At 50.8% G+C, this 24,607-nt stretch carries 29 protein-coding genes; 13 read left to right on the top strand and 16 right to left on the bottom strand.

Translation table 11 applies throughout. From position 1 onward, the window contains the following. Positions 1–536 precede the first annotated feature (536 nt). From VSQ83_RS24665 to VSQ83_RS24620, 10 genes are all read left to right on the top strand, one after another. Complete coding sequence (locus VSQ83_RS24665) at positions 537–1,589, top strand: toxin co-regulated pilus biosynthesis Q family protein (protein WP_222933298.1); 1,053 nt, start codon at positions 537–539, stop codon at positions 1,587–1,589. 12 nt (positions 1,590–1,601) lie between these two features. After that, positions 1,602–3,323: a hypothetical protein gene (locus VSQ83_RS24660; RefSeq protein WP_169872979.1), complete on the top strand. Its 1,722-nt coding sequence runs from the start codon at positions 1,602–1,604 to the stop codon at positions 3,321–3,323. 3 nt (positions 3,324–3,326) lie between these two features. Beyond that, a complete protein-coding gene (gene pilO2 / locus VSQ83_RS24655) occupies positions 3,327–4,643 on the top strand; it encodes a type 4b pilus protein PilO2 (protein ID WP_169872978.1) in 1,317 nt (438 codons plus the stop codon). Continuing rightward, positions 4,633–5,145 carry a hypothetical protein gene (locus VSQ83_RS24650; RefSeq protein WP_169872977.1) on the top strand — a complete coding sequence of 171 codons (513 nt, stop codon included), beginning with the start codon at positions 4,633–4,635 and terminating at the stop codon, positions 5,143–5,145. Before pilO2 ends, VSQ83_RS24650 begins: the two co-directional genes overlap by 11 nt. An 8-nt stretch (positions 5,146–5,153) precedes the next feature. After that, positions 5,154–6,914, top strand: a complete 1,761-nt coding sequence (locus VSQ83_RS24645; RefSeq protein WP_169872976.1) for an ATPase, T2SS/T4P/T4SS family — start codon at positions 5,154–5,156, stop codon at positions 6,912–6,914. After that, on the top strand, positions 6,914–8,077 hold the full coding sequence (locus VSQ83_RS24640) for a hypothetical protein (RefSeq protein WP_169872975.1): 1,164 nt from the start codon (positions 6,914–6,916) through the stop codon (positions 8,075–8,077). The genes VSQ83_RS24645 and VSQ83_RS24640 overlap by 1 nt, the downstream gene beginning before the upstream one ends. Positions 8,078–8,125: 48 nt before the next feature. Then, the gene (locus tag VSQ83_RS24635; RefSeq protein WP_169872974.1) at positions 8,126–8,710 is read left to right on the top strand and encodes a type 4 pilus major pilin; all 585 of its coding nucleotides are present in this window, start codon (positions 8,126–8,128) and stop codon (positions 8,708–8,710) included. A 9-nt stretch (positions 8,711–8,719) separates the two neighbouring features. Then, positions 8,720–10,003 (top strand): pilus assembly FimT family protein, encoded by a 1,284-nt coding sequence (locus VSQ83_RS24630; protein WP_169872973.1) that lies wholly within the window; start codon positions 8,720–8,722, stop codon positions 10,001–10,003. 40 nt (positions 10,004–10,043) lie between these two features. Next, positions 10,044–10,478: a lytic transglycosylase domain-containing protein gene (locus VSQ83_RS24625; protein WP_262384474.1), complete on the top strand. Its 435-nt coding sequence runs from the start codon at positions 10,044–10,046 to the stop codon at positions 10,476–10,478. A 66-nt stretch (positions 10,479–10,544) separates the two neighbouring features. Next, positions 10,545–11,228, top strand: coding sequence for a prepilin peptidase (locus VSQ83_RS24620; RefSeq protein ID WP_169872972.1), 684 nt, complete (start codon positions 10,545–10,547; stop codon positions 11,226–11,228). Positions 11,229–11,419: 191 nt separating this feature from the next. Here the strand turns inward: VSQ83_RS24620 and VSQ83_RS24615 are convergent, their stop codons facing one another. From VSQ83_RS24615 to VSQ83_RS24550, 14 genes are all read right to left on the bottom strand, one after another. Further along, positions 11,420–11,773 carry a hypothetical protein gene (locus tag VSQ83_RS24615; RefSeq protein ID WP_169872971.1) on the bottom strand — a complete coding sequence of 118 codons (354 nt, stop codon included), beginning with the start codon at positions 11,771–11,773 and terminating at the stop codon, positions 11,420–11,422. A gap of 10 nt (positions 11,774–11,783) precedes the next feature. Beyond that, the gene (locus VSQ83_RS24610) at positions 11,784–12,152 is read right to left on the bottom strand and encodes a hypothetical protein (RefSeq protein WP_169872970.1); all 369 of its coding nucleotides are present in this window, start codon (positions 12,150–12,152) and stop codon (positions 11,784–11,786) included. Between the two features lie 437 nt (positions 12,153–12,589). Beyond that, on the bottom strand, positions 12,590–12,880 hold the full coding sequence (locus VSQ83_RS24605) for a hypothetical protein (protein WP_169872969.1): 291 nt from the start codon (positions 12,878–12,880) through the stop codon (positions 12,590–12,592). Between the two features lie 9 nt (positions 12,881–12,889). Then, complete coding sequence (locus tag VSQ83_RS24600; protein WP_169872968.1) at positions 12,890–13,132, bottom strand: hypothetical protein; 243 nt, start codon at positions 13,130–13,132, stop codon at positions 12,890–12,892. Positions 13,133–13,222: 90 nt separating this feature from the next. Then, positions 13,223–13,534 carry a hypothetical protein gene (locus tag VSQ83_RS24595; protein WP_326427776.1) on the bottom strand — a complete coding sequence of 104 codons (312 nt, stop codon included), beginning with the start codon at positions 13,532–13,534 and terminating at the stop codon, positions 13,223–13,225. Between the two features lie 100 nt (positions 13,535–13,634). Beyond that, on the bottom strand, positions 13,635–13,841 hold the full coding sequence (locus VSQ83_RS24590) for a hypothetical protein (RefSeq protein WP_326427775.1): 207 nt from the start codon (positions 13,839–13,841) through the stop codon (positions 13,635–13,637). Positions 13,842–14,378: 537 nt separating this feature from the next. After that, on the bottom strand, positions 14,379–14,711 hold the full coding sequence (locus VSQ83_RS24585; RefSeq protein WP_326427774.1) for a hypothetical protein: 333 nt from the start codon (positions 14,709–14,711) through the stop codon (positions 14,379–14,381). A gap of 9 nt (positions 14,712–14,720) precedes the next feature. Beyond that, complete coding sequence (locus tag VSQ83_RS24580; RefSeq protein ID WP_326427772.1) at positions 14,721–15,218, bottom strand: hypothetical protein; 498 nt, start codon at positions 15,216–15,218, stop codon at positions 14,721–14,723. A 34-nt stretch (positions 15,219–15,252) separates the two neighbouring features. Then, positions 15,253–15,711: a hypothetical protein gene (locus VSQ83_RS24575; protein ID WP_326427771.1), complete on the bottom strand. Its 459-nt coding sequence runs from the start codon at positions 15,709–15,711 to the stop codon at positions 15,253–15,255. Between the two features lie 488 nt (positions 15,712–16,199). Next, a complete protein-coding gene (locus VSQ83_RS24570) occupies positions 16,200–16,472 on the bottom strand; it encodes an HU family DNA-binding protein (RefSeq protein WP_326427770.1) in 273 nt (90 codons plus the stop codon). A gap of 27 nt (positions 16,473–16,499) precedes the next feature. Continuing rightward, positions 16,500–16,775, bottom strand: a complete 276-nt coding sequence (locus VSQ83_RS24565; protein ID WP_169872958.1) for a hypothetical protein — start codon at positions 16,773–16,775, stop codon at positions 16,500–16,502. 80 nt (positions 16,776–16,855) lie between these two features. After that, positions 16,856–17,422: a hypothetical protein gene (locus VSQ83_RS24560; protein WP_326427769.1), complete on the bottom strand. Its 567-nt coding sequence runs from the start codon at positions 17,420–17,422 to the stop codon at positions 16,856–16,858. Beyond that, entirely contained in the window at positions 17,419–17,697 is a 279-nt protein-coding gene (locus VSQ83_RS24555; RefSeq protein ID WP_326427768.1) for a hypothetical protein, read from the bottom strand. The genes VSQ83_RS24560 and VSQ83_RS24555 overlap by 4 nt, the downstream gene beginning before the upstream one ends. A gap of 20 nt (positions 17,698–17,717) precedes the next feature. Next, positions 17,718–19,523: a DNA cytosine methyltransferase gene (locus tag VSQ83_RS24550; protein ID WP_326427767.1), complete on the bottom strand. Its 1,806-nt coding sequence runs from the start codon at positions 19,521–19,523 to the stop codon at positions 17,718–17,720. Between the two features lie 185 nt (positions 19,524–19,708). Here VSQ83_RS24550 and VSQ83_RS24545 point away from each other — a divergent pair, with 185 nt between their 5' ends. Both VSQ83_RS24545 and VSQ83_RS24540 read left to right on the top strand, forming a co-directional pair. Then, entirely contained in the window at positions 19,709–20,308 is a 600-nt protein-coding gene (locus tag VSQ83_RS24545; RefSeq protein WP_169872954.1) for a hypothetical protein, read from the top strand. Between the two features lie 169 nt (positions 20,309–20,477). After that, positions 20,478–21,533, top strand: coding sequence for a tetratricopeptide repeat protein (locus VSQ83_RS24540; RefSeq protein ID WP_326427766.1), 1,056 nt, complete (start codon positions 20,478–20,480; stop codon positions 21,531–21,533). A 473-nt stretch (positions 21,534–22,006) separates the two neighbouring features. On the opposite strand, the gene VSQ83_RS24535 is transcribed toward VSQ83_RS24540, so the two are convergent. Together VSQ83_RS24535 and VSQ83_RS24530 are read right to left on the bottom strand one after the other, a co-directional pair. Further along, positions 22,007–22,561 carry a hypothetical protein gene (locus VSQ83_RS24535; RefSeq protein ID WP_326427765.1) on the bottom strand — a complete coding sequence of 185 codons (555 nt, stop codon included), beginning with the start codon at positions 22,559–22,561 and terminating at the stop codon, positions 22,007–22,009. Between the two features lie 38 nt (positions 22,562–22,599). Further along, entirely contained in the window at positions 22,600–23,088 is a 489-nt protein-coding gene (locus VSQ83_RS24530; RefSeq protein ID WP_169872951.1) for a thermonuclease family protein, read from the bottom strand. A gap of 232 nt (positions 23,089–23,320) precedes the next feature. On the opposite strand from VSQ83_RS24530, the gene VSQ83_RS24525 reads away from it, so the two are divergent. Next, entirely contained in the window at positions 23,321–24,502 is a 1,182-nt protein-coding gene (locus tag VSQ83_RS24525) for an Ig-like domain-containing protein (protein ID WP_326427764.1), read from the top strand. Positions 24,503–24,607 lie beyond the last annotated feature (105 nt).

Here is a 24,607-nt window from a genome sequence, read left to right as displayed (position 1 = left end):
GCTTCAAGGCCACATTTATGGATCAACCCTCGTAGATACTGGTCCGAAAGCCCGTATGAGCCCCTGTTAAAACGCGTACGGTGCGCCAGCGGAGCACGCGAGAGCTTGTCGTTTCCTGGGGCACACCTTCCGTGCCATTGCCCTGCAGAACGCTTGCAAGAGGTGGTGCCTGAAATTTTTGACACATTGACTTACTCTGTAGAGTATTATTATATCTGGCTTTCTGGCGTGAGAGTCTGACCCGAAATCAACTTGGTCAGGCGTTATGGCAGTAGCGGCTTGTTGTCACTCCTATTCACTTTCGTGTGCCAACCCAACCTGAACGACCTCACCAGTCTGTCAGCTGATGCCGCCATGGGCTGGTGAGTGACAACAACATGAACACGTAGTGGGTGAGCGCCCAATGCAATCGAGCAGCACAGCCTGTTTCGCCAAAGAGGCGCAAACGGGGTGCTCACTAATGACGTATTTCAACAAGAGGTTGGAGCAGTAATGAAAGCCCGCAAAGAATTTGAAGTTGAACAAGGAGCGCAACTGTGAAGCTCAGTCATATCGCCATAGCACTAATGGCGGCAGCCGCATTTTCTTCGACAGCTTCCGGGGCTTTCTTTATTGAAGACTCAAGCATTGTTGGCACCGAGCGCGGGCAGATGGGCAAATTCCAGCCTTATGACGCGCAAGGCAAAGCGACATTCGTAGCACCGAGTGGCGGTACTGAGCCTAAGCAGGCCCGTTACAAAGACGCCGAATTGCTTGTAGATCTGGCATACACCCCTGTTTCACAGCGTGGTTCGGGCGAGCCTGGGATGGTTCCCGGTTTCGGTGACGGCATTCCCTTTGATAGCGCTATGAGCATGATTCTGCCAAGCGGCTGGCAAGTTTATAAGTCAAAGGATTTGGACAGAAAAGTCTTGCCCGAGCAGATTAGCTTTTCTGGTGGCAGGACCTGGCCAGAAGTGTTGAAGCAAGTAGGGGATCGCTACGAGCTACATTTTCATATTGATTGGTATGACCGCACCATCATGATCACTAAAGGCCGCAAAAGCATGGCCATGACGGCCAGTCTGATGCGCGTTGTACCTGAGCCTGTTAAAGCGACTCCGTCTATCGCTAGCACTGCAACCGGTCAGTCAAAGCCAAATTCCTTTGCCGTTGGCTCATCCACTACAACACCCGCTAATGAAAAGGTGTTGGGGGGTGTAGCCGTCATGGCTCCTGCGAGCACACCTAAGCTCGTCCAAGTAGGTGGTGCAAAAGCTTTTGCTGCCACTGCTGCTGCACCATCAAAACCAGCCGCACCGCCCATAGCGACTTGGATTGTGTCCTCTAAGGACAAAACGATTCGTGACGCGCTTAAGTCATGGACCAACACAGCCAACTGGACATTTGAACCTGAGCATTGGGCTGTGCCTGTAGATATACCACTGACCGCTGGTGCCACCTTTTCAGGTGACTTTAAAACGGCTGTACGCCAGTTGATCGCAACGACTGAGTTAGGGGATACGCCGCTACAGCCGTGCTTCTACCTAAACCGCGTTGTACGAGTTGTGCCGATTAACCAAGTCTGCGACCAGATGAGTGCCCGCTGAATGGATGCCCCTGTGAAAAAATTCAATTTCATACCCGCTGTGCTGGCTCTGTCTGTTGCATTGGCATCTGGTTGCTCGACCTACAAAGACAAAGATCGTATTGATGGGCTTGAGGCCGATGTTGGCAACTCAACAAAGGATCACGTTGCCCGCAACATGAGTTCGGTAACCCTGGATGCAAAACGGGCAGCGCAGGATGTAAATCGCCCGTACATCACAGGTAAAGCTATTCCGTTGTCACGTGCTGTGACATTGCCGGCACCATTACGTGGCACTGTTAACGCCACAATGATGTACCGAGAAGATGCTGACCTGATCACCATTGCTTCGCGCATCACCGATGCAACGGGGATTCTGGTCAAGGTAATGCCGGATGCATTACTGCCGCTGGAGGACTTTGGGCCTCGGTTAGACGGCAAGCAAAACGCTCAAGGTGGGCCCATGGGTATGAGCGCACCCATGACTGCCAGTACCAGCATTATTGCTCTCGACTCACCACTACCTGGTGCGGGCGCATACCAAGCTCCGATTACCCCCCAGTATCAAACCTCACACGTTAAGGCCAATCAAACCAAACAGGTTGCTCAGGTTGGCAGCGTGCCTTTGGCCACGACTCTCGACGCAATCGCAATGCGTTTGGGTGTGTATTGGAAATACGACTCCGACTTGTCGGCGATTGTCTTTTATCGCACCGAAACCCGGATGTTTGAAATCCGCGGGGCCGAGATGGCCGCAAGCTCAGAAATGTCCATCGATCTCAGTGGTGGCGTAGATAACGCAGGAAGCAGTGGGCTCAACAGCAAGTCCAGAGCCAGCATCGATGTAGCTGGGCAAAAAGAAGGCCCTATTGAAGGCATGATCGCTCGTGTGACTCAGTTCATGACGCGGTCCGGCAAGGTTGCTGCTGGTTCTGGTGGGCTGATGATTGTCACCGACATCAAGTCTTCGCTGGACCAGATCGAGAAGTTCATCAATCAAGAAAACAAGATGCGCTCGCGACGTATTGACTTGGTTTTCGAGGAGATCACTGTCGAGCGCAAAACAAGCGCCCAAGGTTCGCTGAACTGGAATGTTCTCTTTGGAAGTGCTGGTGCTGGCAATGGAGTAGACATCAACGGTCTGAACTCTTTGCTGGAGCAAGAGGGTGCGGCTTTATCTCTCGGCGCATCTGTTGGGTCAGGCCAGTGGAAAGGGTCCTCAGTCAGCATGCAGGCCCTGAGCAAGCTCGGCAAGATCGTTGACCAGAAGATGAATACCTTTGGTGCAATCAACGGGCTCCCAGCCACCTCCGGTCGCCCACAGCGTCAGAAGTACATCGACAAGCTTGAGCAAACGGCCAGCAGTTCAGATGCAACGCAGCCAACGGTAACCGTCACCCAAGCTGAAGAGGTATCTGGTCGAATCATCACTGTGATTCCCTACGCGTACTCTGATGGCGACATCAACATGGCCATCAAATATGACAACACGCCAACCCCAGTATTTGAAAAGCAAGTACTGCCGGATGGTAGCTATGTTCAATCGCCAAGCTCCGTGAGTGACGTCCTGGTTCGTTCAGCAATACTCCGCAGTGGGCAGCCATACGTCATCAGCGCATCGACGGCAAACCTTGCAAATTACGACGAGCGCAGAACTGATCGAAATGCTCCGCTTCTATTCGGGGGATCAGACATCGCGAATCAAACTGATCGTGTAACCGTCTTTGTTCTTACCGCATTGGTAAGAGAGAAGTAAAAGATGACTGCCCAATTTATTCTTGATGTCGACAAACAAACGTCAATTGTTTTTGGTGGTATCACCTGGAAACCGTTGATCGGTTCGAATCTAGCTGGACAGTCTGAAAAACTCGCTGTTTCTACAAAAGCTACTCACTTTGTAGCAGCTGGTAAGCATTCTGCTGCTGTTGGTACGACGAAGCTAGACAGTGAAAGGGTTAAAGAGAAAGGGCGTAAGTTCTACTCGGCGGCAGCGGTTTTCGCACAGGCTCATCAAAGCGGAATCATTGTCACCACCCTTGACATGGAAGACGGTCGTGTTTGGGTTGTTGCTGCACATGATGGCGTAATCCTCAGCGACACAGATGTTTTACTATCGCTTGAAGATTCAGTCGCGCTGGTGACTGAAATTAAGGGCCGTCACAAACAAGCCGTTGTAATTTCTGGCGATTTTGAAACCCAACAATACCTGAACTCAAAGTCACTTTTAGCTCCAGTGCGTTCTGGACTTCAGAAAGTCCCGACTGGTTTAAAAGTCGGGTTGGCAATTTTGGTTTGTCTGCTCATCGCTGATACTTCTTTCGACCAATATAAGAAGTACAAGCGAAACCAAGCTCGTGCATTAGAGAACGAGCAAACCTTCGATGCACATGCTGAATGGAAAATTGTTCTTGATCAATGGGCAGCCTCTATCCAGATCGATGGAGAAGCCGGATTAAAAAAAATCTTCAATGAGCTTGGTCAAACACCTATGACAATAAATGGGTGGAAGCTTGCCGAAGTCAATTGCGCTGCAGTGATTAGCGGGTGGAGTTGTAATGCCCGGTATGAGGCTTCGGTAAATACAAGCAACATGGGTTTCCAAATGGGTAAACCTAATAGTTGGGTTGCCAAATGGGACGGTCTGACGAATGCAGTGGGAGAATGGACGGTTCCTGTAAGCCGGATTGAGTTTGACAGGGCTCATCTAAAAGATGTGTCAGATTTCAGTGTCCAATACATAAGCCGGTTACAGAGAACATTGCCAGCTTTTAGCAATGTTGAACTATCACCTCCAAGCTTAGTGAATATCACACAGCCTCAGGTGTTCGTGAAGACTGAACAAGGTTCGAATATGGTTCCAGTGCCATACCCGGAAGACAATTCCGGTGGGATTGAGTTGCCAAAAACACAAACCTTCAAGGTGGTCGGGCCGTTGAGATCTTTTGTGGTTCTTCCGCTAATCAATGAGACCGCTTTAAAAAATATGCGTTTTGTCGTAGAGGGCCTGGGCTCGGCTCCTACGTTGAGAAGCAGTATGTTTACTGCCGAATTAACAGGTGAATTCTATGTCCGTTAGTAAATGGAAACTCTTCACTTTGGTATTTGGAGTTTCGGCTTCCTTTTCCGTGAGTGCCAACGACGGCCAAGAAATTCAACGATTCAATGCCGTTATGGAAAATACTGTCAACGGCATGCTATTGATTGATGCGAATCGCGCAGTTGTGGCCGAGCAAAAAATGCTGGATGAGATCAACGCTCGTCTTGGGGGGCCTTCTGCTACCTCGTTAAATCAATCAGACATTCAGCAACAGCAAAAAAGTGAAACTGAAGCAGAACCTGTACCTGTTGTAGTTCCAGTCCAGATGGATGTGGTAGGAATCTTTGGTTTGGGAAATAACCTTTTGGCAGACGTAATGATCAATGGTGCCAAAGTGCGGTTCAAACGAGGCCATGCCGCGCCATTGGGTATGAACTCTGACTATCCATATCGGTTAGTCGGTATTGAAACGCCCTGCGTTAAAATAACTGATGCTACAAAGACGCTTCGCAGCGTTTGTTTGAACAAATCAGGCTTGTAGGAGCGATTATGTCTAGCACGTCTTTCGTCAGCATGATTGGCAAGCAGGCTTCACCAGAGCTGAAATTTGTTTCAGCTCCTGGCGTCAATGATGACAAGAGCGTTGTCTATAATTCTCTTTCTGAGTTGACTGTTCAGTTGGGATCGACTATTTCAAAGCGCCGCGCTGATATAGTTGGTGATCACTTTGCCAGTAAAGTTTGCCCAGTCCAAACTACTGAAGGGCATTGGGCAGTTTTGACATTATCAGATTATAAAAATAGTGACATGCTCAATGCAGTGCAGGAAAAGTGCATTACAGCTGGAGCAAATAAAGAGACACTTCAGATAGTCACTGTGTCTCCATACTTGCTGTTGTCTTTGAGTCAAGGTGAGGCTAACAACTTCATTGAGGTTTCAGCTGAAAACGATAAATCGGGTCATTTTTCTGCTTTTGTTGATATTGTTCGTTACGGGATAAACAATGGTGCCTCTGACGTTCATATGAACGTCTCTCAAGGTCAACCATACTCGCAAGTGCACTTCACTATAGATGGACAGTACACAGCGCCACAGCAATGGAAAATGCAAACAGAACGCTTGGAAGAATTGCTTAACGTTGCATGGCAGAGTGGTGCTGGGGGTGGCGCAGCAGTCTTCGCGAATACTACTGAAGGGCAATGCCGATTGAACCTGAAAATCGGTAGCCAAAACATCATGTGCCGCTGGGCAGCCTTGGCAACTGATCGAGGGGTTTCAGTTACACTGCGGTTGCTCAAGATGGATCAACTGACCGAGCGTAGATCACTTGAATCGCAAGGCTTTCTGCCTACTCAGATTGAGATGTTTCTGCGTGCACAAACAGCAGAGGGTGGGGCAATTGTAATAGCAGGGGTAGTTAACTCTGGTAAGTCGACAACCCTAGCTGAATTGCTTTCGATGATCCCACCGTCAAGAAAAATCTTGACCCTGGAAGATCCGGTTGAGTATCTGATCCCACCTGCACTGCAGTGCACCGTTGTCCGATCACTAGACGGAAATGATGATCACGCCTTTACGTCTAAGCTGAAAACATTCAAGCGTTCTGCGGGCAATGATATTTTGCTTGGAGAGATCCGTGATACGCAAACTGGTGATGCCCTGGTAGATATTACAGGTTCGGGTACTAACCTTTATTGCACGTTACACGCAAAATCGAATGTTCAAATCCCTGAGCGTCTTGCATCAAAGGCAATTGGGATACCGGTCGATTTTCTTGCATCACCTGGTATTTTGAATCTCCTCGTTTACCAAGCGCTGCTTCCTGTTTTGTGTGAAGGTTGCGCCCAACCTCTGTCGAGTCTTGCCAAGGCTGGCGGCTATGATCGTCGCGGTATTTATCATGACGCGAAGTACTGGCATGAATACATCGAACGGCTTGAGCGTTTGTTTGACATTGACACGACAAAACTGAAAATTAAGTCCGATGATGGCTGTACCAAATGTGCTCGCACTGATTTGCCCCAGCTCAACGGCTATCAAGGGCGTACAGCAGTGGCCGCAATGCTTGAGCCTCAAGTGGATCGAGCAATCCTGCGATACATCCGTGAAAGCGATACGCTAGGCCTACAAGAGTATTGTGAGCAATTACCAAAAACCCCTATCAGTGATCCTGATATGACCAATAAGTCGTTGATGGACTGTGCTCTATATAAAGCATTGCAGGGCCAACTGGACCCTCGTGATATTGAGCAAAAAACTATGTCGTTCGATACGTTTGAGCGCATTAAGAAAAAGGGTAGTGCCCAGTAATGAATTTAACCGCTAAGATTGATCGTTGGAAGTCAACGCTATCAAGCTGGATTGGTTCCCATACAAACTCTGGGATGACTATTGACGCAAAAATTGCGGCGTTTATTTTCGCGGGCAATCGAAGCGATTATTACCTTTACCTAGCTGATACAATTGCTGGAACCTTGGGTAGAAAGTCACTGGTCAACATTTTTGACAGTGATGTAGTCCGTTACGGGAAAAGTGCTCGCGGTAAGCTTTCCCAGCACTGGTCGAAGCAATATACTGATGGAGGCGGAAGTCTTCAGAAAACCTTCGCAGGTACATTGCCCGATGAAGACGTAGCTGTACTTGATACTTTGCTGCGCAGTGGTGGTGAGCGGGCCTTGGAGAACGCACTTCGAGATCTGGCAGAAAATAGTGAGCTGCTCTCGAAAGCACGAATGATCATTTTCGTGACTATGCTTGCCTCTCTTGTGTGCTTGGGCATGACAATGATTACAGTCATTGCGATGCCCATTTATACAGTGCCAAAAATCACTGAAGCTTTTTCCATGCTTCCATACGAATTTTATCCAAAAAATGCAAAGGACTTGGTCGGATTTGCAGAGTTTGTGAAAAGCTCGACATCAATGATAGTGATGGTCACAGTGGCAGTAGTTGCCGTAATTATGTGGTCACTCTCTTTCGTGACAGGTAAGCCTAGGCTTTACTTAGATAAGTATGGAATTTTCTGGGCTCTTTACAGGGATTTTCAAAACATCCGTTTTTTGTCAACGCTTGCCGCGTTGGTACGCGAAGGCGACAAAACAGCTCTCAACCTGAAGCTCGCAATTGAAATGCAATTGAAAGGAGCTTCACGTTGGAAGAAATATCACCTGGATCAAATTCTCTCGTATGTTTCACGCGGCAGAGTTGGGCCAGAGATCTTCACTACTGGAATCATGGATCAAAAGATGCAGTGGTACATTGCAGATCTTGTTGAGTCGCGTGGTCTTAGTGAAGCGCTTCAGGTTGTAAAAGAACGATTGAAAGATCGAGTCCTGAAAAGGATTACAAAGCAGGCCGCGATTCTTGCATGGAGTCTTATGATTTCAGCGATTCTGGTATCGGGCTATCTAATGATGTGGCACATGACTGTCATTGACGATTTAAGACGGGCTCTGCAGATGTTCCTGTCTTGATTTAAAAACTGAAAAAAGCTAATCACTAAAAATGGAGTTGTACTGAGCATGAAAACTTTTAACAAAGCAAAAAAACAAAAAGGTAACTACCTGCTGTCAATCGGCATCGGCATCATGATCGTCACCATCTTGTCTGTATGGGGCTTCCCTAAGATCAAGGCTATGTTGGTAGAGGGCGCCATTCCCTCGGTTGCTGAAGCAGTTCAGACCTTTATTTCCCGCACCAAAGTAAGTACTGCCGACAACGGTACAACTCCTTACACCGGCCTGAGCCAAATCACTTTTGCCCGTGCTGTAAAGGGTACCAGTCTGCAGGTGGGTGATGTTGCTGGCCAAGGCAGCGGTGAAACAGTAGTACGTCACGGTCTCGGTGGTGGTGACGCCGGTACCGTGCTGTTGGCTACAACTGGCGCGACGTTCTCTTTGACCTTCGCAAAAGTCAGTGATGCAGCTTGCCCTGGTCTGGCTGCTTCCCTGCAACGCACCGTTGATTCCATTTCCATCAACGGCAAGGCAGTCAAAACGACAGGTGCTAACAACGTCCTGACCCTGGCATACATCGCGGGTACTGCGGCTATGAGCTGCGTAGACGGCGATGAGAACACCTTCCTCTTTACGATCAACCGCGCCTAAGAGCAGGGAATGACGGACTTGACATACTCAATGCTGAAGCGCCCGCAGATGAATAAAGGTCAACGCGGATTCGTGCTGATCCAAGTCATGATCGGGATTTTAATTATGACTTTCATTGCCAGCTTGGGCGCTCAGAAGTATGTCTCGTTCGTCAATGATGCAGCAGCTGAGTCGACGGGGAGGTACCTCATCTCCGTTCGAACAGCCGTGATTAAAGCTCTCTCGACATATGACGCCGCATTTACTCAGGTCGATACGACCGCAGCCCCTCCTGGTGTCTACCCGACACCACCAGCGTGGGCAGTTTTTTCAGGTGGTTCCACCACCATTTCGGTGAAGGATCTCAAAACTGCGACCCTTCTCGCCGACTCATTTCCTGATACGCCACCAGTTGGGCGATCAGTTCACGTGACCATCAAGCGTACTGGGGTGTGTCCTGGTGACTCATGCTCACTGGCGGCCTATGTCTACACGTGCTGGCCAATGAACTCATTCAAGCCAACCGGCGTAGTCAACAATGCGACCTGTCCGGCCCCACCTGCAGGGTCAGATTTCGACATCAACATGGTAGGAGCTGCCTTCGGTGCTACCGATGGGTATGGCGCCACAAATTCCATGCTTGCTGCAACGATGCGCGGGCCCCTTTTCAATGTGACCACTGCGAGCTTGGGATTGCCTGCAAATAGTCCTGGCCACGTAGCTGTTCTCGCAACGCTCAACGACTCGTTGTTCAGCCAGTTCGTTCGTCAGGGCGATACACGGCATATCGTTCTGAAGGACGGTTTAACAGTCAGCAAGCAGGTTTCTGCTGGCGAGGGTTTGTTGCTGCCTACGAACTCGGTGGTTGGTCAAATATGTGCAACTGAAGGCGCATATGGCACAAGTACTCGCGGATCATTAGTGTCTTGCTCCGGGGGGCGTTGGTACGAACTCAACAGTCACACGCTTCTTTCGTCCAAATCACTCGCTAATGGCGAAGCTGTTACCCCTCCAGTCTGCGCACCTAACATGCAGCCTTTCGCTTTTGCCTCGCTCCAAAATACAGATGTGACAATGACGGGCGCCGACATCGCGGTCACTGGCGTGCTCACGGGTGGTATCACGGGTACAGGTAATGTCAGCAGTGCAGGCCAAGTTTCTGTGAGCGGTTCATTCAACGGGACAACGACATCCAGTCCGGGCAGCTCCATCCGTGTCGCCCAAGGGGTCTCCATCGTTTCTTCGCGAGTAGTTATTACCCCTGCCTCCGCAAATGCTAGAGCCTTGGTTCTGCAAGGGTGTCGCTACCTGTAATCAGGTTCCGTTCAGCAACCAAGTGGATTGGATTAGGGTAATGATACGACTGGTTTTACTTCTAATGACGCTGTCGAGCGGCTCGGTTTTTGCCGCCAGCCAAGGCGAGGTTGATTCCTGCATAGCCAAGGCCGCTGCTCATCACCGTGTTGATCTCAACTTGCTAAGAGCCATTGCCAAGGTTGAGTCAGGCATGAACCCCCGAGCTGAAGCCACGAACAAGAATGGCTCAAGTGATACCGGGCTCATGCAAATCAATGATTGGTGGTTACCCACGCTTTCAAAATACGGAATCAAGAAGAGCGACCTACTTGACGCCTGTACTTCTGCTTACGTCGGTGCCTGGATCTTGGCCCACTCGATCAAAACGCATGGCCTAACCTGGCGGGCAGTGGGGGCGTACAACTCCCCAACGCCTAAGAACCAGAAAATCTATGCAGAGAAGGTTAATGCTGCTCTAGCCCAGCAACCTTAGGCATATGCTGCCCAGTTGCGCGCTGCCCCCTTTCCGATAGTGTCACCTCTGAGTGGTCAATCTTTTATGACGGTTTTTGGCCTTGTGGGCATTGGTATGGTCGTTGGTGTTCTGGCGGGGGCCATTGTTGCCTCGGTCAGTAAGTGGCTCCCACTGTCACTGCAGCGCCAATGGCGGATCGATGCACACGAGTTTTTGGAGTTGCCCTATGAGCCCAGTCCTTCGGTAGAGTTTAAGAATCAGTTGCGCGACCTCAAGAGCCTCAGGTTTCTCATCATCGAGGTCCTCTGTGCATTCGTTGGTGCTCTGCTGTTTGTTAGCCTCGGGCTTTCATTTGAGACTGTGGTTTATTTGGTCTTGTTCTTCGCGCTCATCATCATCGCTGTAATTGACTTCGAGACGATGTACATCCCAGATCTCATCACCATGCCCTTGCTGTGGGCTGGAATCCTCTTCTACGCCCTCACAGCGCCTGATCAGCTCCAATGGCATATCTTGGGCGCAGCAGCTGGCTACGCATCCCTCAGGTGGCTTCCAGTAGGGCAGGGGGATGCCAAGCTGTGTGCAGTGGCAGGGGCGTGGGTTGGTCTCGAACAGTTGCTTAACTTTTTCATGATCGGAGCCCCCCTTGGTGTCCTGGTAGGCGGCGTGTATTACTTCCTACGAGGCAAGTCAGCGCCGTGCCCCTATGGCCCATCGCTGGTTACAGCATTGTTGGCGACAGTGATGATGCAACTGGTAAGCAGGTGATCACTCAGGATCAATCTCTATAGTGAGCTGATCACCGTCTGAGCAGGGATATGACCTGGTGCTTTGTCAGGCCTGCGCCGAGATCTTCAGTGCAGGTGACTAACTCGATTGCCCGCACCATCAGTGATGACGCTGTGCTGCTCGTAGCCTCAATCAAAGGGGGTGGTGTACGGCGGGATTTCCCTTTGCTGCTAGATTCCCGCGAGGGCGGTATTTGCAATCTCTGCTATGTCGGCTTTCGCAAGGTTTGCCGCGTGCTCCAGCCAGAGAGGGAAAAATTGATCGAAGGTAAGTTCGATCAACTTGTCTTGGACCAGCGAAGCGGAAGAACCGAAGTCTATAAAATCGGTTGTGCCGCCAATACGGCAAAGCCCGTACTCGTTTGTGTGGTGAAACCATGACAAAAAGGCATCGGTTGGACCGTGATCCACTGTCACAGTGAAGCTGTCGAATTCCGGTCCGTTGTAGAAGTCAGCGGGGTCATCGCAGGGCTCGAAGTTCTCGACATGGCGAATTGTTGCTCGAACATAACTTTGCGGAGTCATACGGTCTTCCCTAGCCATGCTCGCGAGGCAATGTGAGGTACGCCTTCATCACACGATCCAACTGCGTCGACAGCAGAAATACAGGGCTCCCAACGGTTCGTTCACCGTTTTCGAAAAGTGGCTTTTTGTGCCAACCCGACACAAACAATCTGTGATCGGCGTCTACTTCCGCAGCGAGAGGATTAGAAATCAGGTCGTCCTCAGATTGCAGATTCTCCCAGTCAATGCTGTCTGCCTCTACTTGCCACAGACAGGCGAGCAACAGACGCAAGTTTTCGGCGGCTTGCTGTTTATTGGACCCTTCAACGAAGACAACACATTGGGACGCTGAGTTATGCCAGCCAGACCTTGGGGTATCAACAAACGCTCTGAAAATCATCTTTCCATTCCTTTATGCGGACACGAAAATCGCCAGTCTGCTACTGGCATATCCCGCAAGGGCGGGAAGTTAGGTGCAGCGGATTTTATTCATTGGCAGGGCGTGGTGTTTTATCCGCCCCGGCCTTGCCCAGCTTTATCAGAACCCTTTGAATCTGCTTACTGAGCTTGGCAGTCACTGCTTACGGTTCCTTGCTAACTGAGTGCTTTTAATTGTCCTGGTCGTCATAGTCGCGCCATTGACGCGGATCTGCCTCGCAACTGCCACACATGTCAGGTATGCACGGTGATGACGGGCCGACATCGATCCAGTCCCATAAGTCAGGCCGAGCCGGATAGTCCGCCTGGCAGAATGTGCATGGCAACATCTGTCTCGGCCAGTTCATTAGGAGGCTTTCAGACACCCTGCAATGCATTTTTAACCTCTGGCGAACATGCTCACTTGGATCTAGCGCTGCGGCTGGAGAACTGGGCCAATGCTCTGTCTCTGGCGTAAACCAATGCTGTAAAGAGTAACCAAACAGAAGCCACTACCGCTGCCCGCATGTTCAAGTCAGACGGTAAACCTCGCACGCAACTGACAAAAAATATCATGGCTGCCGTACCAAGGCCCACGAACATGATCGCCTGCCAACTACGGTTGGGTAGCCAGCGCCAATACCATCTGTTGGCGACTGCCAAACGCTCCGACGCCATCTGCACCTTACGCTTCTTACGTTGGTTGCTCACGGCCTTCTCCTAACCGCGCTGGCCATCTTTACTCGGAGCGGATTGGTAAAACAGCTTATAGGCACCCCATGCGAGCAGTGCACTGCCTCCCATAGCGATGAAGCAACCGCCAAAAATTATGAAGATTGGCGACAAATCCAACCCGCCAAAACCGGCAAGCATAAGGTAGTAGCCAATTGTTATAGGCATCACCAACATAATTGCTGCCGCCAAAGATGTTGCTATTCGATTGCCTTGTTTTTCGCTGCTCATATTTCGCTCCATCGCTAATGTTGTTCGGCCAGCTGATCCGTGATACCAGATGCAGTATCTCGGTCCTTGGGGTGCAGTTGAACGAATTTCCTAGTTGGCCGGAGTCTTCGGCAAAGCCTGATCCAGGGCATGCTTTAGCTCGGCCTGGTGAGCGGCATCCATGAGTAGAGACATTTGGGATGGCTCCGTTTTGAATGTCACCCAAAGCATTGGCAGAGCTACAGCGAGGTAGACTGCAAACATTCCCAAGCGAAGCTTGCCCATGTGGATTGGAAACTTGCGCGAAAACCACACCACGAACCACACCAGCGCAACCAACACTACAATTTCAAAAGCCGTCCAGTAGGGATGGGCTTTTGCAAAGCTATAGGTTGCGAATATGTCAATAACGGGAATACCCAAAACCCTATCCTTCACGACAGTGGGGCGCGAGAACCACGCCTCCCATACGGGCTTAGCCCGCACGGCGGCGGGTTTGAGAGTACAGGGAATTTCCGTGAGGTCAGAGGTTGTCAGTGGTGTCAGGCGCAAGGGCCGCAATTTGCTTGCCCAGTTCCTCGGCGGCGCGTTCCGCTGCCAGGAACAGATCTGCACCTTCGTCAGCACCATGACCAACCGCTTGGAATGCCGACAGTGCCTGACGGTAACGGGTCAGTGCTGCAACAGCGTTGACGTCCAGAGTCACAGTCATTGCTTGAGTGTTATTCATCATTTTCCTTAATCTTTCCGGGCTGTAACCGGTATAGCCATTTGGCGGAATATAAGATGCCGAGCATCGACACCTCGGGCCTTTCGCTCCCTTCACAACTGTGGAGAAAGACAATAAGGGTTACTAATTTTTGCTACTTGAGTGGCGGCACCTTGACCATGCAGGGGATGCTATCCAAGCCAGCGAGGCGCGCTGCGAGGATGCGTGACTTGCCTCGTCTCAGCAAAAAATTTGCCCCGTCCCACTCTACCTCTGGGAGAAACTCATTGGATGGGCCATTCGCCCTGAACTGTGCGACTAACTGCTCAATCATTACCCGGTTCACGGCTCCAGCAGGGACGGTTATCAAGGACACTGGAACACTCCGAATCTCAGGCTCAGAACCTGGAGCGAGTGGCTTCATCGTCTTAAAATACTCGAAGCTATCCATCCCCTATCCTTCACGACAATGGGGCGCGAAAACCACGCCTTCCTTACGGGCTGAGCCCGCACGGCGGCGGGCTTGAAAGTACAACGGAATTTCCTATAAAACTGGAGTCATGTCTCAGCTCCGTAATACCGCAGATAATCGTAGATCGCAGGCGAATAGTTGATCGCGAAGAATCGAGCGACAGTCAGGTAGCCCTCTGAGTCGGTTACTCCGTTTCCTGGGTACTTGTTATCGATAACTGCCAACGCTGGAAAAATCTGCTCTGCAATTTCGCCAAAAGTTATGTCTGCCTTGGATTTGGCGAAGTGCAGCGCATGAATCAGAACAGTGTTCAGTTCGATAAGCACCGATGGGTTTTCGCTGATCAACTGCCAATCACTGGCTAGGGGCATAGCCACATTGTCTCTCAAGCTTTTTTCTTTTTCGCTAATTGATTGCATGTGATTTTCCTAGGCCGCTGTAGCAGTTGCGTGATCTACGGGATTTGCCCATTCGCGGGCCAGTCCGTAAAGGGCCGGTTCGTCGAAGTCGACACCTGCCGGGTTCAACTCGATGTCCTGCTTTTCGACATGCGTTAGGAGTTCGGCCAACAACTGCGCACGACGTGCATTGTCATGTTCCAGCGTGTTTATCTGCATGGCCTTGTCTTCCGCCGATGCCGCCTGATCCGCGAGGTTGCGAACCTCTGTCGAAATGGCAGCAAGATCTTCGCCCGAGCCCATATCAATTAGGTTACGAACGGTGTTCAGCACTTCCGCTGCGAGCTTGGCGGCTTCGCGTGACCCTTGATCCAGCACTGGGCAATCGGCCAATGCATTGAGCTTCCAAAGCGCGTTCTGAATATCCATTTTTTGTTCTCCGTAAGCTGGTTTTAATTCTTTTATTCCGCCAATCCAACGAGCGGGATACGGCTCATGTGCATGGTGCATGCCGGTGCGCGGTTCCATGTCCTTGTAGCCCCGACGAATCGGGGCCTCCTGGTTAGCCCGCAAGGCGAGCCGTGATTGAAACCTTTCTGCCGTAAGGCCCCTCACTCTCGCGGATCATGGCTCGACCCTGGCGCTTGGCATCATCGTGATCGTAAGCGAAAACATTCTCTGTGCAGACATCCCACATACGGCCATTGCAGTACGCCGGTTCCTTGGCGGTGAAGGTCAAAACGAATTCTCGAATTGCACGCCCTTTTTGGGATGCTGCCTGTGGAACTTCGACAACAACGGCCACCACCATAGGCTTCATGGCAGTTAGTGCGGCCTTGTAGTCCGCCATGGTGTGATTACCATCAGTAGGGATGGGAGCGTCAACACCGCCACGCGTTTCGATGGCGTTTAGGCATTCCTCATAGGAGCCAAACATAGGCTCGCGATTCAAACCATAGCCTTCAAGAAAGACGTAACATTTACCGCTATTCAGAACGCCTATATCAGGGTGCATGATCATTTTCGCCATCCTCAGTGAGTCGCTTCAATGAAGATATTGTATATCCCTAGAGGTATACAAACAAGCTCTTAGGCCTCCTTTTTTGGAACAAAACAAACGCCGCGTATGAGCACGTCGGCATCGTCATAGCACTTCATCGCATGGCTCACTGTCGCCCGCGTAGCGCCGGTTACACATACCGCTTCTGCCTGGTGTATACCGTCAACAGGAACGCGCCATCCTGCACGGTTTGCGGGGCTCTCGGGGAGGGGGTGCAAATGGGCTTCACCAAGAAATCGTACTGGCCTCAAGCCATTTCCATCAGCGGCCCAGAGCGATTATCGCACTCGTAAGCAATTTCAGCCCGCACTTGGAGTCGACCAGTAAACCGCCAGCTACTCCCGCTCCCCAGCCGCAGGCTGCTTTATCTTCAATGGGAATGGCCGAGCTTGTTCTACCCCAGAAAAAAACCCGCACTAGGCGGGTATTTTATTCTCGGGCGGTACTGGTTACTGAACAGCTTTACTCAGCACAGATCCCGGCTTGAAAACAGGGACAGTTTTTGCCGCAATGTTGAGTGCTTCACCCGTACTGGGATTACGACCAACTCTTGCTGGTTTCTCCTTTACCTGGAAGGTGCCAAATCCAAGCAGCGCGATACTGCCTTTAGCTTTCAATTCGTCGGTTACGACCTCTTGAAAGGCATCAAGCATTGCGCTGGCAGTTACCTTGTTAACACCAGATTTATCCGCGAGCGCTTGAATCAGTTCTGATTTATTCACGTGTTACTCCATGATCGATGAGTTTGTTTACGCTTTACGTGCGCGTTTAAAGAGCGCGATACCGGCGTAGAAAATCAATAGTCCGGAAATCAGGCCCGCTGTGATTCCACTGCTGTAGCTGTTCTGCACTGTGCCAAAAAAGTAAAAAGCTATGCAGGCGATGGTGATAGAAACCTGGGCGATTGATGCCCATGCAAACCACTCAGGCCTCTTGAAAATGCCCGCCACAAACCAAGCAATCAATGCAAAGGGGATGAGCATCAACGGTGCGAGGACGATGTTTAAATCTTCTGGCTTATACAAGCTGTAAAACTCTCATTGGCAAAACGTCAAAGTGATTGGAGCTGGGCACAATCATGACCTGAAAAATGCCCTGCAGGTGATTAGCGCAAAGTAGGACCATGGTTGATCCGAGTAGCCTGCTCGTGCTCTTGGCGAGGTTCGGTCTTGGCGCTCACATTAGCAATGCCTCTGCTGAACTTGCTGCTCAGTGGTTCAGAGGGTTGAGCGATCCCGCTTTGCACCGCATGTTCGTTGGCGAAATTCGACTTCAGCATCGCATTCTCGCGCTTCAGATAATCCGCTTCGTCAGAGAGGCTATTGAATTTTTGAACAACCTTGGCCAGACCCGCCGCCGCGAGACCTACCCCCAAACTTCCTGCAAAAAGTTGGTAGGTTTTGTTGGCCATCTCGAACGGGAGGTCGCCCTTCATTGCTGTGAGTAGCATCGAGCTATCCGGGTTTTTAATTCCGAAGTAGAGAGCAGCAGTCGCGTCCGGATCACCAGTGATGGCCGCTGCAATGGTCATGATCCCGCACGCCGCGCCAGCAGCAAGCAAAGGACTTGCGGCCAACGCCGCAGCATTACCTGGTGTGTTTACAAGGTCCTTGGCGAACTTGGTAAAGTTGTCGCCAACCTTCTGTAGAAACGATAGCTCTTGGTTCTTCATGCGCTCACCACTTCAGGAAATTCAGACTCATAAAGGGCGCAGTGCTGCTCTGTGCGCTCTAGCATTTGGGTCACCTGGTCTTGCGCCAGCGTGGTGGTGCCCTCGACGACCTCGGTGAGGAAGATTGCATAAGCCATTCCCATTTTGAGAGTGGCGTCGATGAGTGCCGGATTTGCGCTCGACGTTTTGACGAATGCATTAATGGCTTCAAGCCGTGGGCACAGAGCGACTGCTTTGGCGCTGTTGGTATCGGACGATGTAGTTGATGCGTGCATTCAAAAATCCTTTAAGTGGTTCACATGCGCATGCCAAAGCTTGGCCGCAGTTGTTCAGGCTCAGGCTCGGGTTCTTGTTGACCGAACATAGACAGTTGGTTTGTGTTGTCTTCGCGCTTTTCAGCGTACTCGCGTGCAGCATCTTGTTGAGCCGCTACCAGCTCAGGGGTAAAGCGTGGAGCAGGGGTATCAAGGTGAACAACTTCAGGTAGAGCCGACTTTCCGGGGTATCGAACTTGAAGTGATTCCCCCAGCTTGATCTCGTCCATAGCACTGGCCTTGTGCAAGATTCCAATCCCGCCGCCAATATCCTGAATGATCATTCCGACGTCGTTTACAGTGACGGGCCCTTCATAAATGACCCCCACTTGAGGCGCCCGAATTTCGCTGACAACCGTAGATGCAGAATCCAGCATGGTGTCAGTGACTAGCTGAACAAGCTCACGAGCCCCGAACCTGCCGTTGTGGTGATAGTCCAGCACGGACTCACCAAGTAACTTTGCTGCCGCGACAAAAGGGTCTCGCTGTACTCCTTGGCCCAACATCTCGAACGCCACAGTTTTGGCAAGCCCGTCGACTACATTGGGAGGCCACTGCATTGCTCTTGCTGCTTCGGCGACGGTGAGCATGCGCAGGAGGTCAGGATCAGTGGGATGCTGAACCTTAGGATCTGTCGATCTGTTTTTTGTATATCCCTTCGTAATTGTCGATAACTTCGGCGATTCTTCGTTAAAAACCTGCATCTTGAAGCTTTTTCCGTTTTCTTGATCACGGATTTCTTTATCTTTAAGGCCCTGCATTACGCTCCACATGGGGTCGTCGAGCGCGATGTCATCCATAATTTCAGAGAAGGTCAGGTCCTTTTTTTCGGGCTTCTGTAACATTTCCCAGTCGAAGTGCATTCCTTTAGTCACAGCTACCATGCACCAGCGCTTGCGAGGCTCCATGGCGTTAAAGTCTTCACCCTTCAAGACTGTTTCGTGCGTCTCGTAACCCAAGTCACGCAGTTGATTGCGCAAAATAGAAGCGCTCGCAGTGCTGCTGTACGGGACAACGTTCTCGAACAGGATGAATGCAGGGTTGGTCTTGGCCAGAATCATCAGGGCGGCGACTACGAGGTGCCCTACATCCGGGTGGTCCTCAGCTTTGGCGGTCCCGCGCTTCGCCCGACCACTTACACTGGCCCCGCTGCAAGGCAGCCCCAGTTCCATCCCATCCTGTTTTGGCAGGATTCGCATTGATGCGTCATCAAATGCTAGCTCTTGCATAGGCGCAGCAATCGGTATTGTGCTGCTCGTCCATTCAGGCGCTTCCGAAGCGTGCTCGATCAAATTCTGACGGATCTCGTTAACGATTCCTTTTTCGGTGCGGATACCCGCCTGATGAAAGCCCTCATGGACAGCTTTCGAGAGAAGACCGCCGCCATGTGAAAGGCTGCCAATCTGCAACGGAATGTTGTGCTGTAGCTTGTGATTAAGACGGTTGAGGCGTTCCTTTTTTCTAACCTCGCTGGCTAAGGGCATAAGGAAAATCTGACCCTGGCGCTGGACAAGCCGCACTGCATCCATGCCAGAGAAGAGCGCCAGCAATTCTTTGCTGTTGATGTCGATAATGGGGATCGGCTCGCCTGATCGGGTTGTTTTTGCGCTTTTGCTCACAACGCGTGACCCATCTGGGTTTGCCTGAAGGGTAACCACGCCACCCTTGAGCTTGACGTCATATCGGTCACCCACGTTCATTCCAGCAGAAGAGACTTCAAGGTTCTCAAGCCAGATACGGGGTTTGCCTCTATTGGCGCCTAGTTTTTTAACAAAATAACCCTGCATTGTTGGCTGCCCTGATCCCGTGTGTCACGTAGAGTATTATTAAACCATGTGGTTTTCCATGACTCAAAATATGCCAGGTACTTGATTTATTCGCTAGCGCAATCCTATAGTGCCATCACATTATGATCGCACATTGCTTAGCGCCATGTGCGGCTACCAAATAACTTGGCCTGGAGGCCGACGCCATGAGCAGTTCAAAAAACAACGTCGTAGGGATGCCAGCACCTGCAGCCAAGAATGGTCAACGCCGGACACCTGGAGCGCAAAGTGCAATCAACGCCATCCAAACCAGCTTCACCAAAATCCTCAGAGAGGACATTGGTGGGTACTGGGTGGATGAGGGCGAAATTAAACCCAAAGGTATCTCTTACGGTGCGTATAACGAGCTGACCTATCGCGCTCAAGATGGCACCGTAACCCATGCCTGCGGGGCTTTGATCGACGAAATGCGCAGTGCGCGCCAGTTCACCCGTAATGCTGTTGAGCTTCGGTGTGATGCCCTGGGGCTTGCTGTGTACATTTCAGGGGTTACCCAGATTGATACCAAAACGAACAAGCTTCGAGCCTATCTGCGTGTTGCTACCTATCAGCACAAGAAGCTGAATCCGGAATTGTCTATCGCCGAAACCAGCGTTGATCTTTACTCCAAGGTCCACACGATTCTGGTGAGCACCTACAATCATTTGGCTCGTGAGTACAACATTGCTGGCCTCAAAGCTGCAGATTTGACGCTTGTTTCAGATTCGGAACTGATACCAAATATCGCTATCAATCAGCCATGCTGATCGCTTTGAGTAGCAATTGGTATCCGTCCCTGATGCTTTGGCAATGTTTAAGAACATTCTATATAGTGGAATTCACTGATAGCGCTGCCTATGCATGCGCTCGCTTTCCATTAACGGTTTGAGCCCGCTGCTACAGACCGGTGGGTGAAAGTCATACCCTGGTGCCTTCATGAGTCTCCGCCTTGCAGCTCTTGCAATCATTCTGGCCAACGTAGCTCTCTCAGGGTGCGTTAACCCACCTCAACCCCCTCGGCAACTTCCTCTTTTCCTACAGCAAGGAGAGGGGCAGGCATCCGAAGAGACGGTTTATACCTCTCAACCAAACCCAACTGATCCTCCAGCCCAACAGTTGGCGCCTACCGAAACCAACGACAGTGACTGGCTGCCAATCCTCCCAGCTGGCCCTGATCCGCTGGCGGAGCAGGCGCGGCAAAACCTGGCACTCGCCATGAATTCGACAGATCGTATTGCGCGACTTGAGTATCTGGAGACTGCTGCCTCGTACGGTAGCGGACAGGCGCACTATGAGCTTGCCAAGGTATTCACCGAAGGCGTGGACCGTCCTCGCAATTTACAGCTGGCGCAGGAGCATCTCCTTGCAGCCGTAAGCTTGGATGATCCGGAAGCATCCCGCGTTGTTGGCTGGCAAATGATAAAGGGGCAGGGTGGCTACGAGCAGAATCTTATGGGTGGCGTGGCTGTAATGGAAATGTTCGCTGAGCAGAGCATTCGGACTCAACGCGAACTCGGTTCGCTTTATGCAAACTTGTACAGTGACTACAAATTGAATGATCCTGCCAAAGGCGAGCTTTACCTGGAACAGGCATTTAAATCTGGTGATACCCCAGCAGCGCTAGCCTTAGGTAAACTTTTTATACAGCAAGGGAGGACGGCTGAAGCTGTTACACCTTTAGAATTCGCGAGTGGAAATAACGATGTTGCCGCACAAAGATTATTAAAATCTCTCGGGCCAAACCTTGGTGTGCCTGAGCCAACGAACAGTGAATCGTATTATCAACAGGCTAGTGCACTTATGCTTGTCAGGCATGGCACAAATGATGAAGCTAAGGCGTATGCGCTTTTTAGTTTGGCAGGGGATATGGGGCACAATCTTGCAAAGGTTGAGCTTGCTGCTCTTAGCGGTGTGGCTATTATAATGGAAAAACAACGCGGATCAGGATGGTTGGAAATTGAAAAAGAAGCGATTCTGAGGCAGCAGAATTAGTTTTACGCTAGAAACTCCTAAGTCTTAATTGAGAAAAGCCCGGTTACGGGCTTTTCTTTATAGCTAATTAACCGCCATTACAGTTATATCCCCCGCAAGGGTCTGCGTCGAACGCATCAGGATTAACTGAAATGGTTGTCATAGTGGTTCCTTTGAACGCTTTAAGGACGAAAGGATAAAAATAACCATAACTACCATCAGGTGGAATCCATTGAGTGTTAGTCCCGTTGTACAAAAATTTAACGCCGTTCCACAACTCATAGCGGTCTGCGTTTTCCGCCTGCCAACTAATAGTATTTAGAGCAGCAGGACTATACATGTGGCCACCGTAATCACATATTGTGTTTTGTTTGTAACCACCATATTTGCCTGGTATGAAGCATGTTACCTTGAGGCTAATTATTTTTGGTTTCTGGTTCTCAAATGTCACCACAGTTTTGGCGGCTTCAGAAACGGTCGTTTTTGATAACCAACTAATCAGTTTTTTCTCGCCCGATAAGCGCCTCAAGTGCATTCTGAAGCGCTATTCTTGCTTGAGATCCGCGATGTAGTTCCCCGCGCTGCTCGTCTACACGGGAGTGCAGCTCTGCTATGCGTTCCTGATGTAGCTTTTCTCTGCCTTCCAGCTCGGCACAGCGCAGCTTAGTTCTGTTCAACTGATCTGTTACCGCATCGGTAACCACTTGGCAGTGATGAAGCTTAGCGGTTAGCGCTTCTTCACTTAGTTGAGCCGCAGCAAGGAGCTTGAGCGCGGCCACAAGCCGCTCACTGAGTGCGGCGCCATCTTTGCGTGCAATAAGGCCCTGAGCTTCTTCATGGCCCTCTTGAGGCGCTCTGGAACTCACCTTATCTGTGACAGCGCCAGCACGGCTAGTTACAGAGGCTTCGTTCCACACTTTCAGCAAGCGGGCTGGATTGCCCGAACCAATTCGTGTGCGTAGAGAAGATCCAGTAACTTTTTTGCCGTTTTCCTCCAGATGACTACCTGCCTGGATGATTTGCTCAATAGTGACTTCGGGTGGACGCATAAATCTTCTTCGCCATAAACGGTTAGGGTCAGTCAGGTTCATTTTTCCGTGCGGGGTTTACGTCTAAAGTCCCAAGGAGCTTCAGGGTAAGGGTCAGCCCACAGACCGGTTCTCTGAACGCGTGCTTCCTTCTCAATGCTCGGTAATTTTGGGTCCTGATTGTAGCGGCTGTACACCCATGCGAGCCCAGCCCGAACCTGTTCAACATTGGCTTCTCTGCCATTAACCAACACCCTGCCTATGCTTCTACCGTATTGATCGCGTCCCGTCTGTACGATTTCAACTGATTTCCCCGCTACGAGTTTCAGCAAATTCTGCTTCGACTTTTGCCCGAAAGGTTGTCCTTTTTCTGGGGCATCAATATTTGCAAGCCTGACGCGCTGGCGCTGACTTGCACCCGAAAGAACATCAATGGTGTCGCCATCTAAAACGCGCACCACCTGCCCTTCATACCGAGTGTCAGCCCAACAGGCGCTGGCGCCCATCATCAAGCTCATGAGCAAGCCAAAGGTCAAGCGACTAACCATGTCCAAATTTCCTGTGGTCGTACCGTAATTTTTCACGCCCCGCAGGCGAGGGGCAGCCTCAAGGTGCGAGCGTTTTGCGCCATGACAAGGTGCAATATAATCATACGTTGTTATTCTAATGCAGATGGTTTGTTTCAGGCCTAGGAAATGCTGCCCACAGGACGGTGGGTGCCCCAAGGCCTGCGTTTCACCTTTGACAGATGACTGGCCTTAAATTTAATGGATCTACAACATGAAAATACGTCACAGACTCGGAAGAGGTGCCCAAATTGGGGCGCTGCTTCTTTGCTTTAGCGGGGGGGTTCTTGCTGCCCAGCTCAAGGAAAATAGTGCTGACATCCTGCAGGCTATAAATGTGCCAGGGATGTCAATTGACATTAACCCCGGCAACCCCGGTTGCGATGTGGCCAAGCATGAAAAATGGGAGCCCACCGAAAATGGCTGCTCCAACACCGAGTGGGCAAAGAAAACCGCCCGTGTTGTCAGTGTGATTGCGACACCACCTGAAATCGCGGCAAACAATGTCGCGACAAGCACCTTGGTGGCCACGGTCAAGGATACGGATGGGAACCTAGTGGGCGGCGGTATACCCACTACCTGGTCGACAACAAGAGGAACCCTATCCTCAACCAGTTCGGTTACCAATGCCACAGGCCAATCGGTGGTGACTCTGCGCGGCACTGTCGCTGGCTTGGCGAGTGTTACCGCCTCTGCCGTTGCGGGATCATCGAGCGGGAACGTGAGCCTTCTAGCTGATGCCTCGACTTCGCGGGTGGTCAGTCTGACGTCCAATCCTTCAACGGTTGCTGCCGACGGGACCAAGGCCAGCCTCTTTGCAACTGTCAGAGATGCTTACAACAACATCCTGCCAGCAGGTCAGGCCGTGTACTGGTCCGCTACGTTAAACACACTCAGCGGTGGGATGTCGTACACGGACGCTGCAGGGGTGGCAACCGCAACGATTGCGGGCGCTACGACTGGGGTTTCGACGATTTTCGCAAAAACGACCGTTTCTGGTAACGCCTCTACTGAGGTCACTTTCGCAAATTCGAAACCCATCGTAAATTCATTCTCTGAGTACAGTGATAATCGTTATATGGGTGGAGCGAGCGTTCTACTTGTTGATGGTGAAAGTCTACGTTATGTAGGGAACAATATATTTAGTTGGACCGCTTCCGGCGCAGACAGGTATGAACTAATAGCACCCAATGGAAAAGTATGGTATCAGGGTTCAGGAACAAGCTATGTATTAAACCAATGGATGTATTTCAATCAAAGTGACTGGTATCCAGGAGGTGCAAGAATTGGAGGCACATTTACATGGACCCTTCGATCTTATAATGGTGGCCAATATAGTGAGGCCAAACTAAATATCAGGGTATTGGATGGCGCGTGCTATTGCCAAACAGGCTGATTTGTTAATGGGGAAGCCTAGCTAGCATCCTAGCTAGGCTTGAGTCTGGATGTACTTTTAGCCAGAAGGTTCAGAAGGTGTAGTATCCATGATTTTAGGAACGTA

The sequence above is a fragment of the Pseudomonas sp. DSV-1 genome (assembly GCF_035830915.1).
Classification (GTDB): Bacteria; Pseudomonadota; Gammaproteobacteria; order Pseudomonadales; family Pseudomonadaceae; genus Aquipseudomonas.
Note: the sequence above shows the minus strand (reverse complement) of the source record. Positions and strands in the feature narration are given on the sequence as shown.

Excerpts from the sequence above, each read along its gene's own strand:
- VSQ83_RS24610 (WP_169872970.1), bottom strand. The coding sequence starts at position 12,152 with ATGATTTTCAGAGCGTTTGTTGATACCCCAAGGTCTGGCTGGCATAAC.
- VSQ83_RS24560 (WP_326427769.1), bottom strand. The coding sequence starts at position 17,422 with ATGAAGAACCAAGAGCTATCGTTTCTACAGAAGGTTGGCGACAACTTT.
- VSQ83_RS24530 (WP_169872951.1), bottom strand. The coding sequence starts at position 23,088 with ATGGTTAGTCGCTTGACCTTTGGCTTGCTCATGAGCTTGATGATGGGC.
- pilO2 (WP_169872978.1), top strand. The coding sequence starts at position 3,327 with ATGACTGCCCAATTTATTCTTGATGTCGACAAACAAACGTCAATTGTT.
- VSQ83_RS24580 (WP_326427772.1), bottom strand. The coding sequence starts at position 15,218 with ATGGAACCGCGCACCGGCATGCACCATGCACATGAGCCGTATCCCGCT.
- VSQ83_RS24640 (WP_169872975.1), top strand. The coding sequence starts at position 6,914 with ATGAATTTAACCGCTAAGATTGATCGTTGGAAGTCAACGCTATCAAGC.
- VSQ83_RS24545 (WP_169872954.1), top strand. The coding sequence starts at position 19,709 with ATGAGCAGTTCAAAAAACAACGTCGTAGGGATGCCAGCACCTGCAGCC.
- VSQ83_RS24615 (WP_169872971.1), bottom strand. The coding sequence starts at position 11,773 with ATGACTCCGCAAAGTTATGTTCGAGCAACAATTCGCCATGTCGAGAAC.
- VSQ83_RS24535 (WP_326427765.1), bottom strand. The coding sequence starts at position 22,561 with ATGCGTCCACCCGAAGTCACTATTGAGCAAATCATCCAGGCAGGTAGT.
- VSQ83_RS24600 (WP_169872968.1), bottom strand. The coding sequence starts at position 13,132 with ATGAGCAGCGAAAAACAAGGCAATCGAATAGCAACATCTTTGGCGGCA.
- VSQ83_RS24635 (WP_169872974.1), top strand. The coding sequence starts at position 8,126 with ATGAAAACTTTTAACAAAGCAAAAAAACAAAAAGGTAACTACCTGCTG.
- VSQ83_RS24625 (WP_262384474.1), top strand. The coding sequence starts at position 10,044 with ATGATACGACTGGTTTTACTTCTAATGACGCTGTCGAGCGGCTCGGTT.
- VSQ83_RS24575 (WP_326427771.1), bottom strand. The coding sequence starts at position 15,711 with ATGATCATGCACCCTGATATAGGCGTTCTGAATAGCGGTAAATGTTAC.
- VSQ83_RS24630 (WP_169872973.1), top strand. The coding sequence starts at position 8,720 with ATGACGGACTTGACATACTCAATGCTGAAGCGCCCGCAGATGAATAAA.
- VSQ83_RS24620 (WP_169872972.1), top strand. The coding sequence starts at position 10,545 with ATGACGGTTTTTGGCCTTGTGGGCATTGGTATGGTCGTTGGTGTTCTG.
- VSQ83_RS24550 (WP_326427767.1), bottom strand. The coding sequence starts at position 19,523 with ATGCAGGGTTATTTTGTTAAAAAACTAGGCGCCAATAGAGGCAAACCC.
- VSQ83_RS24540 (WP_326427766.1), top strand. The coding sequence starts at position 20,478 with ATGAGTCTCCGCCTTGCAGCTCTTGCAATCATTCTGGCCAACGTAGCT.
- VSQ83_RS24585 (WP_326427774.1), bottom strand. The coding sequence starts at position 14,711 with ATGCAATCAATTAGCGAAAAAGAAAAAAGCTTGAGAGACAATGTGGCT.
- VSQ83_RS24645 (WP_169872976.1), top strand. The coding sequence starts at position 5,154 with ATGTCTAGCACGTCTTTCGTCAGCATGATTGGCAAGCAGGCTTCACCA.
- VSQ83_RS24650 (WP_169872977.1), top strand. The coding sequence starts at position 4,633 with ATGTCCGTTAGTAAATGGAAACTCTTCACTTTGGTATTTGGAGTTTCG.
- VSQ83_RS24525 (WP_326427764.1), top strand. The coding sequence starts at position 23,321 with ATGAAAATACGTCACAGACTCGGAAGAGGTGCCCAAATTGGGGCGCTG.
- VSQ83_RS24555 (WP_326427768.1), bottom strand. The coding sequence starts at position 17,697 with ATGCACGCATCAACTACATCGTCCGATACCAACAGCGCCAAAGCAGTC.
- VSQ83_RS24590 (WP_326427775.1), bottom strand. The coding sequence starts at position 13,841 with ATGAATAACACTCAAGCAATGACTGTGACTCTGGACGTCAACGCTGTT.